Origin of the sequence: Pseudomonas sp. Irchel 3E19 (assembly GCF_900187585.1) — a bacterium.
GTDB classification, from domain to species: Bacteria; Pseudomonadota; Gammaproteobacteria; order Pseudomonadales; family Pseudomonadaceae; genus Aquipseudomonas; species Aquipseudomonas baetica.
Genome location: NZ_FYDT01000042.1, coordinates 24,594 through 37,085 on the forward strand (window position 1 = coordinate 24,594; position 12,492 = coordinate 37,085).

Here is a 12,492-nt window from a genome sequence, read left to right on the forward strand (position 1 = left end):
GTTCCCGTGCTACATCAGGTCACACGTCGAGCTGCAGTTGGCTTGTCCATGTGCCATGAGGCCCCAAGAAGCGCTGATTGTGTCGAGAGGAAACCTTCCGGCATCGCTGAGTTAGCACCGATTGCAGGGGGGCTAAACGCAGCCATGGCCTGCACGAGCCTGTCGACAGAGCTGGCCTTGAGACGCCCACCGATTACGTCAATGCTAGCGACCTTGAAACGACCACCGGTCACGTCGGTGCCAGCTGAATCGTCATACCAACCTTTGAGCTCCACAGTATCCCCCGTCTTGTACCGGGTGATCAGCAAACTCTTCTGGTCTGCCGTCTTGGATAGCCAAAGATCTTCATAATGAGCATCGGTAAAACTCACAGTATCGACATCACCGCTCACGCCAGTATTGTCGATTATGTCCTGACCGCTCCCGCTCGCGAAGTCATAAACGTCGTTACCTGCTTCTCCTTTCAGGAGATCGTTACCTTCCCCCCCTGTAAGGGTATCGTTATGCAGCCCTCCCAGGAGCGTGTCGTTGCCCTTACCACCATCAAGAACATCATCGCCCTCTTTTCCATAAAGGACGTTATCACCATCATTACCGCCAATATGATTACCACGCCAATTACCAGTGCCTACAGAAGCACTACCAAGGAGCGTCAAGTTCTCAAGGTTATCAACAAGCGTGTAGTCGATAAAGGACTCAACAGTGTCATCGCCGGCATACTGCTCCTCGACAACAGAATCATGCGAGTTATCCACCACATAGGTATCATTACCGGCACCGCCGATCAAGGTATCACCACCACGACCGCCATCAAGTCTATCGTCGCCATTCAGGCCGTAGAGCGTGTTGTCCAAGTCATTACCTTGGAGCTTGTTGTCGCGCCAACTACCGGTGCCGGTGCGCCCCCCCTTAACTAGGGTTAGGTTCTCCAGGCGCGGTTGGTTATCAAGGCTATAGTCAATGCTAGAGATAACTGTGTCCTGATCTCCTTTATCACTAACGTTAACATCATCGTCGTAAACTGCATCGGACGAGTCATCAACATAGAAAGTGTCAGAGCCTTTGCCGCCAAAGAGCCAGTCAATATCGCTACCGCCATCGAGAACATCATCACCGTCGCCGCCATAAATTTCATCCATACCCCCGCCACCGTATATGTGGTCATTGCCCTTTCCTCCCTTAAGATTGTCCCCGCGGGTCGAACCAGACAGGGTATCGTCACCATCCCCACCGTCTAGGGTTGCACCACTAGAAGCATTGGCTTCGATGTAGTTGGCCAGAGCATTACCTACCCCATTTACAGCTCCCGTCGAGGTCATGGTCAACATTTCGACGTTGGCATCCAGGGTGTATGAGGAGAGACTTGTGCGCACCTCATCGTAACCGCCATCAATGCCTTCGATAATCTGCCCCTGCATTTTACTGATCAAGTAAGTATCATTCCCTGAATAGCCGCGCAGATTATAGGCGGAGCCCTCCATATTAAAATCGCTGTCACTAAGGGTATTATCTCGAGAGTCACCGAAACGGCCCGGGGCAGCCCCCGAACGGAAGTATCCTCGATCAAAATTAAGTGCAGTGAAGGATTGCATTTGCGTCAACGGGTATTCACTTTGCAGAATAGCATGGTCGATTGAGTTCGTAGCCGTGAAGTAGCCTTCGAAATCGGTGGTAATACGAGGCTGACTAACGCCCCTTATATCTACCTTCGTACGCAATGTCGCTGGTAAATCTCGATAACTGGCCATCAATACCCGAGAAGTTCCATCTGGAGTCCTACCTATCAAGTCCCCGGACACTTCATCTACCTCTACAGAATTGACGATGGCGTTACCCACATGTAGGGCGATTATCGGTATGTAGGCCTTCCAGTCTCCATTCTTGAGTAACTCTAGTTTTATACCAGCCCGGGTCGCTGCTTGGAACTGGCGCAATTGCTCTAGGCTCAGTCTAGTTTGCGTCCACACACCGCCCGCGCCTTTGTGCCTAAGGATCACGGGGACCACATCGGATGCCTCACTATATCCAGGGCGATGTGAGCCTTTGACAAAGTAGAAGTCGTTGATACGTGCCGCATCAAAATTATCCACCCCTGCCACAATCAAATCGCTTCCTTGACGCGTGAAGCTCACAAACCCGCTAGTCAAAGTCACCGTATGCCCCTGAACGAAGAGACTCACCGCCCCCAGATCTGTTGCGTTTGGCTGACCGGCAACACGCACACTCAAGTTTGCATCAGGCGTTGACTCCTTGCCTACCAAAGCGTCATCGAACAAGATCCGACGCCCCATGACATCCTCAGCGATATATTGATTGCCTTGGAAGTAAGTACGCCCGCTGGTAGCAGTAGACTCCAGAGTCACATCACGCTTGACGGTATTAACATCCTTAAGCACCACAATATCACTGGCTCCCATGGTGTCCATCGCGCCCGACAAATCCAGCGGACGGCCACTACTCGAGATAACCACAGTGCCTGGCTTCGCATCATTTAGATCGTGCAACAACCTGGTCAGTTTAGCGTCGCCCGAAAGCTTGTACGGATCAGTTTCTACACCGTCAAGGACAATACTGAGAACCCCCTTGCCATAGCGGTACCAGAGGCCCTCTGTCGTAGTGGCTTCGAACCCGTTCTCGAAAATTGAAAGGTATTCATAACCACCGGGGGATGGGCGTGTAAGCTGACGAATCCACAGCTCAGCAAGGCCCTTGTTGAAAGCGACAGGAGAACGCGCAAGATCAGCGACAACGCTTGGCGCAGACCTCAGCGTCAAGTCATCGTTGAGCGTGATCGTGTCCCCCAGATAAGTCCACTTCGTGCTGCTCGTTGCCGTGGTTGGCAGGTCCTGAAAATATGGATCCGGCTCAGTCGACAGGAAGTAACCCATTCCCATAGCCATCGGAGCTCGGTAAACCTGCCCGACTTTCGCCTTAAAAAATTCCATTCCGGCAAGTTCGAAAATTCTAGCCGGACTCACGCGTCCTGCTGTACCCAGGTACTCCAACGTATCACTGATCGTACCAGGATTATTGAGAGCGGCGTAATACCCATCAATTTTTACTCGATAATAGCTAGCATTCTTACTCAGCCCGGACCTAACTAAGCTACCCGCAGCGAAATGCCTTCCAACTTGCAACCCGCCATAACTATTAGAGGTCAAAATCGGTATCTGCGAAAGATCAGGGAAAGAGATCGCCTGGATACTATTGACTTTCAACGACGCAATTGCCGTATAGAGCTTAGTATTGATATTGACATCATTATCAAGAACAAACGATGTCCCTGAGGTCTTGAGAGACTCCCAAAGGCGCCCCAAAAGAGCCAAGCGAGCAGCATCCTCCATGCCAGGTTTGATCTCAATACTATTTACACCGTCGAAACGCTGTGCATACCACTCATCTGCTGCTTCTCCTGCACTACTCAGCTGATCTTTCCACAGATTCAAAGTAGCACTCGTTACGTTGTACGAGTCGTCGCCATATGTCTTTGAAGCTGCGGCCACCCCTAAAGTCGTTGCTAACGGCCCAACCTTTGGAACAGTTGCAGGATTATCAGCGCTAAACCGACGACCAAAAATGTCGGAGGGGCCAGTACGAATTACGGTCAAACCGATATTCTCCAAGGCATCAACCAAGGTTTTTGGAACACTAACAAATTGCCTGAACTCACTTGGAATCAAGCCGGCCAATTGTTGTGCAAGGCGAGTCTTCGTATCTCGATAAACAGGCTGGCGTATTTGATTGCTGTCCAATTGACGATCAATGTCTTGAATGAACAGTCGCAAACTTTCGAACGTCACATCGTAACGACCACCGTTGCCATCATTATCAGTCCCCCTGTTCGAGGAGTCGTTAATTCGAATATTAACGCCGACAGCTTTCAGTCTGTTCGCGAATGCTAGGCTCTCGGCAGGTGTTTCAGCCAAGCGGATCCACGACCAACCATGCTGATCATAAGAGGACTTTTGCGCATAGAGTTTACTCAGTTGCTCACGTACACTTGTTCTCTCTCTTACCTCGGCCTCATTGAAGTAACCGCCGGCGACACCATCATTAAGCAGTTTTACATCAATCTGCCTGAGCAGAGAGTTCAGTGTATCCACGGTGATGTCGTAGCGACCGCCATTGCCGATGGTATTAGTGCCCCCTCGATAACTGTCCGAATCAACGCCAAGATCCAATCCCGCATTACGCAGCCTCGTTGCCATAAGTCTGGACTGTGCATAATCAGCCCCCAAGACGAACCAATTGTTCCAGGCTGTATCTGCATAGAGAAGCGTTAACGTTTTGTAAAGACTCATCAACTCGCTGCGTTCCCCTTTGGACAGGGGCACAACTTCGTTGTATTTCCACTGTTCGCCACGCGTGTCGGCGTACTTAAGTAGCAGTGATTGTTGAAAATCTTGCAACTGTTGAGCGTATGTTCTGAGGACAGAATCTCTATCAACAATACCCGCCACATAAAGTCTGTGGGAGAGAGTTGCATCGAGACTAAAGGTATCACTCCCTGCCCTATCGATCACTCCCTGCAACTCTTCCCACAACTTGAGATATGCAACGCCTCCAGACTTTTCCCTTTTGGCCGAAGTCTTCGGCTCGTAAGTAATCTGGCTAACGTCGTTAGCGCCTAACCCACTCGGACCCGCCAGGTTCAAACCGTAGCTAAGATCCTCTAGCACAAACCGGGTTATCGTCTGCGATGTCCAGTTTGAGTTACGCGCCATCCAACGTTCCAGAGCCTCACGCCCGGTGTCGGTCAACTCAATCGGGCCACGTTCGAAGCGCCCCGTCTCAGCGGAATAAATAAAACTTACCGGTTTGAGATAGGTGACTGTACCGTCATAATTTACAATCGGGTTGCCGTACGCATCGATCGTTACTGCAGAGCCCTTGATATCGAAAGGCCTCCAAGTGGCGCCCTGGCCGCCCCGGTAAATGAGTAACTTGCCCTCATTCATCAGTACCGCTGTATCTTTCTTGGTATCGTAGAAGCCCGAAACAGCGGCCCCCTCATAGGTAGCCGAAATCAGGACACGATCGCCATTCCTCTCTGGTGCCGCCAGCTCAAGAATATCCGAAGTCTTGCCTGCGGTAGGTCGCAATTGATTTAAAGCTTTCTCCAGAGCCTGTTTCGGGTCGGTACTCGATGACCAACTGCCAAGCTCCACACTCAGCATCGCCTTGCCGTTATTTACATCCAGAGTTACCCGTACCTTGGGTACTTTGTCGTCTACCAAGGTCACCGGCCCGCCAGCGTGCGATGCAAAAGTAATGACCTGCCCGTTAAATACGAACGAACCTGCCGAACCGAATCTCAGATGCTTGCCTCCTGCGGCCAACCCATCTGAAAGGTGGAACGTCCAACTCTCCCTTGCCGAGGGCGACTCGATCGTGACCGGGTTGCGGACAGTGTTGTCTTGCGGCAGAACCAACACCGTATTTCCCCCTCCACCCACCAAGAGATAGTTGACCTTCGACTGATCGTGGTATGAGAAATTGGTGCCTCTATGACCGTTAGAGCCTGATGTGGAGAGATTTTCTTTCTCGAAATCTGTGAGGCCAGGGAGCACCAAGACGCGATTCTGTATATCCAGATCCACTTCGAACGTGGTGGCGTAAGAGGTGTACTTCCAGTTTGTTGCTGAGTGGTCATTAGTTGCTAGAACCACTTTTGCGTCAGAGTTTTTCTGGATCTTATCGATCAATTCATCCGAGTTAAAAGTTGTACGACTGTAGTCGAAGTAATCTCCATCCACCTCGGGTGCCGTCATTAAAATCAGTACTTTGGACGGATCCTGGAACGCCTGAGCCAATGAAATCTCAGCCCGCCCCTGGTGCCCCGTCACACTCCAGAAATCCAGGTTGTCCTCGCGTGAACGCCCGATTCTTCCCTGCTTATCATAGGCGCCGATTGGGTTACCCACCCATAAAACATCGACATCACTGACCCGCTCCGTCCACCAGTGGTCAGCACTGGCAGACAGGGAAGAGCCAATTGTCGCATTGGAGAACCCTACTTTATTGGTCCGGAAGTCAATACGATTGACCAACGCCCCTGCGTTAACCATCAAGGCCTTGCTGCCCTGATAGTCGATTGACGATAACGGATTGGCGTAGCCGTTGTTAATTTCCTTCATAAACGCGAAGCCCTGTGCGGCTTTGGCGTTGTTTTCCATAAAGGCTTGCACCAAAGCGGTGATGCCGATACCCAGCCCCGCCAAAGGCACCGCTATCCCTCCCGTAACAGAAGCCACTGTCGAAGCCCCCAGGAGCCCGGCAACAAAGGAAGCTCCAGACAGAATCAGTGATGCTCCGTTAAAGCCCAGCTGAACCCCAGCGGTCGTTATCGACCCTTGATCGCCGGAGTTCACCGCATCCGCCAAAGTTTTTGCATCCAGCCCGAAAGAGGCAATGTTGGTGGCGACCCCCAGTAACTGAGTCCCCGTCTTGAACAAGCCACCCAGTTTTGACAGCGCCCCTCCCCCTGCCTGGGCCGCTGTCTTTGTAAGGGCTCTCAAAGTCACCAACGCCTCTCCTACATCGGTGACAAGCTCAAAACTACCCTGGGCGATCCCCAGGTATGCCTGGGCTTTGACATAGTCCGGGGCATCACCAAACCCCTTGGATAGATTCAGGAGCGCTTGCGCCAACATTCCCGCGTTAAGCAAATCTGGTCCATTGATATCAAGGTCAGGACCTTGCAGGTCCATCATCGGCTGCATCCGCTTCATGACGTCTTCAAGCGCATTAAAATTCCTGCGCAGCGCCTTCACCATTTCGAGATCATTAACCGGGATGATTACCGATGCTTTTTTGTGGTTCTCAAGATCCGCATAGACCAACGACAGCCGCCCCTCCTCGCTGCCTGTCCCCAACTTGTATCCCACAAAAACCTTGCCGTCGTTGTCTGCCGTCTGGGTCAGCTTCTGCAGATTTCGTTGTAGCTCAGCAACCTGCAGCGCAACCTGACGATTAGAAGCAAACCCTGCCGCCCCCTGCAAAGTCGACCCATTTGGCGCAACGTCAAAGCCTGCATCTTGAGATTTAAGCGGTGGGTTCTGCTTACGAGCATCGAGTATCCGTTGAACCAGCGTCGTGGGATCTACACTGTTCTGTTGGCTGCTGTTAATTGTGTTGGGTAATTGTGCAAGGCTGTCTTGCAACTGAACGATCGTCAGAGGGTTATTCAAGGCCCGACGTAGTGCGGCCCGATCAAGACCGCCATCCCCCCCAAGGAACAATTGACTCAGAGCATACTCCTGGGATACCCCCAACTGTTCAGGTAAAATTCGCCGCTGCTGCAGATCGTCAAGCAGTGCACCTACATCTACACCGTCTCGCCCCAACAGGGCTCGCTCGGGCAGATGCTCGTAGCTGTCGATCACCCCCCTATCTTGAGTCCACCTCAACACCACTTTATCACTAGGTTCCTGGCGCCATACGCCAGCCGGACTCATGGTGTATTTACGTCCGTCGTCGGATACGGTGAGGTCAGCTTTTCGTGCAGAAATCTCAGTTCCTGGGGATTTCAGAATAGCTGTCAACTGCCTGGCGAAGCCGTTCATCTGCGCGGAGGGTTCAAGACTACAACCCACCAGACTGATACGGTCCGGCGGCGAAGCAATACCGTATTGCTTGTAAAGTGTCTGCTGGAAGTCATGAAGCTGCTGCCCCCATGCTGAGGCATCTCGCCCACCGAAAGTTAACGTGTGATTTTTATCATCGCCATGACCCACTATCTGCCAACGTACCTTATCAGTTGCAGACAGCGTCTTGAACAACGCTGGATCACCGTACACCACTCGCATTTCGCCACTGGCATCGAGCTGTACCACAAGGCTCTTATCCACGTGTTTACCTGCCAGATTGGCAGCGGCTTTACGTACCGTAAGATCATCCTCAGTTTGGATGATAATTTGTGCAGCGTATTGACTGTCACTCCCCTCGGGGTTTCCTTGAAACAAAGGCTTTTCCCAAGTGTCGACGTTCTGGATACTCAATGTATAAACAGGACTATCTACCATAGTTTGAACGCGACGTACCGTTGCAATTCCCCCCTCATCAGTGCGCCACGTACCATCAGGTTGCTGGTCTGCCACAAACTTAAATGGACTGTCGGAGCTCTTGGCGGCCCATATCCGTGGCATTGCATACGAATGAATCAGACCCAAACGCGCCGGAATATTATCGGGGGTAAAGTTCGCTAGAATCAGTCGTTGTAAAGTGGCCAATTCCCGTTGCTGAGCCACTTTCGTCTCTAACGTACTGGCAGCAGCAAAAGTGACAATCGTCTGAGCGCCGTTTTGGAATTTAAGGGTAGCAGTACCATAGGACGGAGAAGCTTCGACCTCTACGCCCCACATGCGGCGCAACAATTCAAACGGTAGCAAACTTTTCAACTGCTCCGAGTATTGATCAATGAAGTCACCATTGAAGGGTAACTCAAAGAAAAATTTACTACCCCTATCAGTCGGCATAGGAAATGCGGAAGGTTGAGTATAGGCGTCCCATTTATCCAATAGCGATAGAATGCGTGTATAGGACTCACCCCGGGGTTTACCAAACACAGAAGCGTGTGGAGCCAGCTCTTGGCGAGTCCAGATTTTTCCATTACCTAACCGATCAGTATAAGCTGCGTTTACCCGGGTGGTGGCATCCATGCGATCCATGCCATCCAGCTCCCAGAGTTTCGCGTTAACTTGATCAAGAAGTTCAGTAAACGCTTCATTACGCCCTGAGGATGGATGATCTTTAATGTACGCTTCAACTTCGGCACGCAAATTGAGCAAATGAGAAAATGGCTTATCGTAAACCCAACGCCGATGCATGCCAGCCAAAAGTTCAACGTAAACCGGGTCTGCCAGAAATCGATGATCAGCAATTAGCTGCACGTTCGAGGCTGTTAATAATGAGCCAATATCATCCAGGGACTTACCCCGATAGTTTTCAGCCGGTTCGTGCAAAATTCTGATATTGCCTATGACACCCGCTTTTTGCAGCTCTCGCAACACAGGCAACTCGGAGTTCCAGAAGAAGCTGTTGAACCTCATTCCTCCTTCTGACATCACATAGAGGGTGCCACCGTTATCAGCAGTCAGTGTTGCATAAGCCGAGCTAAGGAACCCAACCATGGAAAGAGCACCTTGGTCCACAGCGGTTCTAATACTCGAGCTTGCCCCAGACCCAAGATCATGAACGGCGTCTGTTAGAGCACTTCTCAATTCGTGAACAAAAGCAACGGCCGGAACATCGGAGCTTTCCGCTATGGGCGGCCTGCCTCCGGCTTTCATTGCTTCGTTCAATACGGATTTGTATACCGAGAAGTCACCAGACCCAAAAGTCAGGGCCCGATCCGAATTTTTATTAGCCGTAAAGGAAAAGCCCAAAGCCTGGAGATAATTCATTAACTCCGCCCGCTTGGCGAAGTTCTGCCGGACCATGCCCTCGACCGCAAGATCTGTTATTTTCCAAACTTCTTTGTCCGTCAGCGCTCGTCTTGGGACGTCCTCTCCCTTCTGAGTCATATTCTGCAGGATGGCATCAATTTTGTAATACACGCTATCTTTCAACCGCTCGAGGTTCAGACCGTTAAGGTCACTCTGAGCCATCTGCTCAAGGCCAGGCGTGACCGTCGTTCCGTTTTCACGTTGCCCTCGGGTCATCCGCTCATACACCTGCGCTACCAAGCGGAGCCGCTCACCCAGCGTGTCGTAAGGAGAGCTGGAATCACCATTGCCCAAAACTCCCAGTACCGGACGGGGTCCGAACTCAGTAAAAATCGGTGGTTGAAAGTGTTTATCCGACGCTACGCCCTGATTCACTAATGGCAGTACCTGCTCCATTACATCAACATAGAGTTTTCCACTTTCCGACGCTTGCGCCCCTTGCGCACGATAATTATCAAAAATATCCAATAGCTTCTGACCAACTCTACCGGCAAGATTTGGTTCATAACGCGCGGCCACATAGACTGCCTCGAAGAACGAGTGATAGCCATTGCGAATCATAAAAGCCGCATTCGCCAACTGAAACTGCCAGTACTGATGAAGACTAAGATTACTACCAAACAACTCTGAAAGAACATTGCTAACAAGCTGTGTAGTACCCGAGATACCACCAACAAAAGGTACATCCAGGTCATTCATGTATCTTGTCGCTTCTTTTTGTCCATCCGGGCGAAATTGATTATAGCTACGATATTTATCATCTTTTATAAGATAAGTTCCATCATGATAGGTTTCCTCGGAAACACCTTCATTGAGGATAAGATACGGATCAGGTTGATCTAGACGATTGTTAATCGTAAGTTTATTTGGATTGCCGTCAGATGCCAACGCGGCATGTGAATTTACCGGTACAGTTGCTTTTGACATACGCTCGGCAACGGGGCGCAAAGCATGAAAAAGCATCTGTTTACGTAGAGTATTGCCTTCAGTACTTTGCAGCAATAGCCGCGCTGGATCATCTACGGCAAGCGCCTCCGCACCGTTCAAGAAAAACGTCAACAATTTTCTATTGAGCGATTTATCAACTCTTTGCTGATCAAAAACTTCCACGCGCGGGTTACGTGGGTCTTTTCCTGCATTTAATTTTTCTACGCGTAGCGTCTCATCCTCGATAGCCTGAAAATGCCATTGTTCATAAACGTCAGCGAGCAGCCCCTTAGCCTGAGCCAAGTCACTCTGTAGATAGGCACCATCGATGGCTTCATAGAGAGAGCTATTGGTAGCGATTTTTTTTGCATACTCGAATAGCGTGCTATCGATTGCACTATTCCGCCAGATAGAATCAGAAAACGCCTGTTCCCATAGAACCTTATTCAAGGCGTTACCCTTGATATCGCGAACTCCGCTGTGCACAGTATCTGTAGAAATAACACCGCCTGGTGTTATATGATTTCGCTCAAGCAAGCGAATTAATTGCGCTTCGAAGCTCGCGCGCTTACTGCTATCAAGCAAGCCGCTGAGCTCAAATCCGCTATCACGCAGTTTCTCCAGCGTTTCGAAAAAATCGGAATTATATCCGTATAGCTCTTCTGTTTCGGCCCGGCTCAAGTGGCCGCTGGAAACTTTACCGTTTTCATCAACCGTCATGACCCCGAAGGGTGTTGCTGACTCGTAACCAGCACCTTTAGGTTTCTCCAGCAAGTATTGACGCTGGCCAAAACCTAGTGAATCCCTCAACTCTTGGATATTGACAAATTGACCATCGCGGTCTTGATTGTAGTAACTTTGGCGAAAGCCTTCCAAGCCGATAGTCTGAAAGCTATCAATATCCGCACTCTGATTGATAAGGTCAGCTAAAAGACCTGGGAGTGAAACTTCAACAGGTTTCCGACCGCTAAGATCTGTTCCAGTCAGTTGGATGCCGACTTGGTTTGGGAACTTGCGATCAACGTTAGTCAGTAAAAGCTTGTTGCCCTGATTTAATAATTGAGCCTTGACCCCTTCGCGCAGAGTATGCTCAGAGACCAGGTAATTGGCGAAGTATTCTGCAACGAATTTGGTGCGAACGAGAACCGAACGAATGGGTGTATAAGTAGGTGAACGGAAAGATGCCGGTTCGTTCTTAAGCCGATATTGTTCTTGCCAGGCTAGGGAACGAGCAGGTGTACCAAAAGAAAAATTGAGTACCCCATCGGTAGGAACCACTACCCGGCCATTTTCCAGATAAAAGTCCTTGTAGCGCCCATCGTAGCTAGCATTGACAAGTGCCACATTCATTCGAATATAGCCAGGACGCTCTTCCATCATCAACAACGACACATTGACCGGCAAACTATCTGATGCACCGGGAGCACGACGCAAATCAGTCAGCATCTGATCGATCTTTTCACCAGGGCGTTTTTCTATAACCGCTGATGCAAAATCATTGTAGAGCTTTCTTACCGCCTTGAAAGCCTGAACCTCAGAAAACAGCTTTGCATATTCATCAGTTTTCTTGAGCTCAACTAAGTTGTTGCTCAGCGTATGTTCCTTGTCTGCAATTTTAGCGTCTAGCTGAATCAGATTCTCTGATGTATTAGTTTTTTTTGAAAAAGCTTGCCAACTGTCGTTCGCACTTAGATTTATTACCCTCAAGGCTTCACGCCAGCCACGTTCATAAACGCCCATAGCCGCCTGCTGGCGAGCGTAAATTTTGATATCTTGATCCAATTGCCTCTTGAAGCTATTAGTCGCCGGAGTCCTTGGCATAGTGTCCATTTCATTTCGCCAGAACTTCAGGTTTTGCAAATGACTATCGATGGAAGTAGGGTTTTCCTGCATTTGGTAATATTGCGCAGCCAACACGCTCAGCGTGGTCTGCTGCATTTCCGTTAGCCGGTCACCCACTTCGCTTATATATTTACCAAGCTCACTGCCATCCATGGAGAACCATTCACTCTGCCTCCCCCCCTCATTGACCTTCTTTACGACAAGGCCTTCAAGCAATTTTTTGAAATCATTTGACATATTAGCCATTGCAGTTACCTTTCTTTAGGTTCAACTAAGA

The 12,492-nt window shown here is 50.1% G+C and carries 1 protein-coding gene; it reads right to left on the reverse strand.

What is annotated here, in order from left to right; all coding sequences use genetic code 11:
* Positions 1 to 14: 14 nt before the first annotated feature.
* Positions 15 to 12,461, reverse strand: coding sequence for a C80 family cysteine peptidase (locus tag CKW18_RS22300; RefSeq protein ID WP_095190784.1), 12,447 nt, complete (start codon positions 12,459 to 12,461; stop codon positions 15 to 17).
* Positions 12,462 to 12,492: the final 31 nt, after the last annotated feature.

Coding starts and splice junctions, on each gene's coding strand:
- CKW18_RS22300 (WP_095190784.1), bottom strand. CDS start 12,461: ATGGCTAATATGTCAAATGATTTCAAAAAATTGCTTGAAGGCCTTGTC.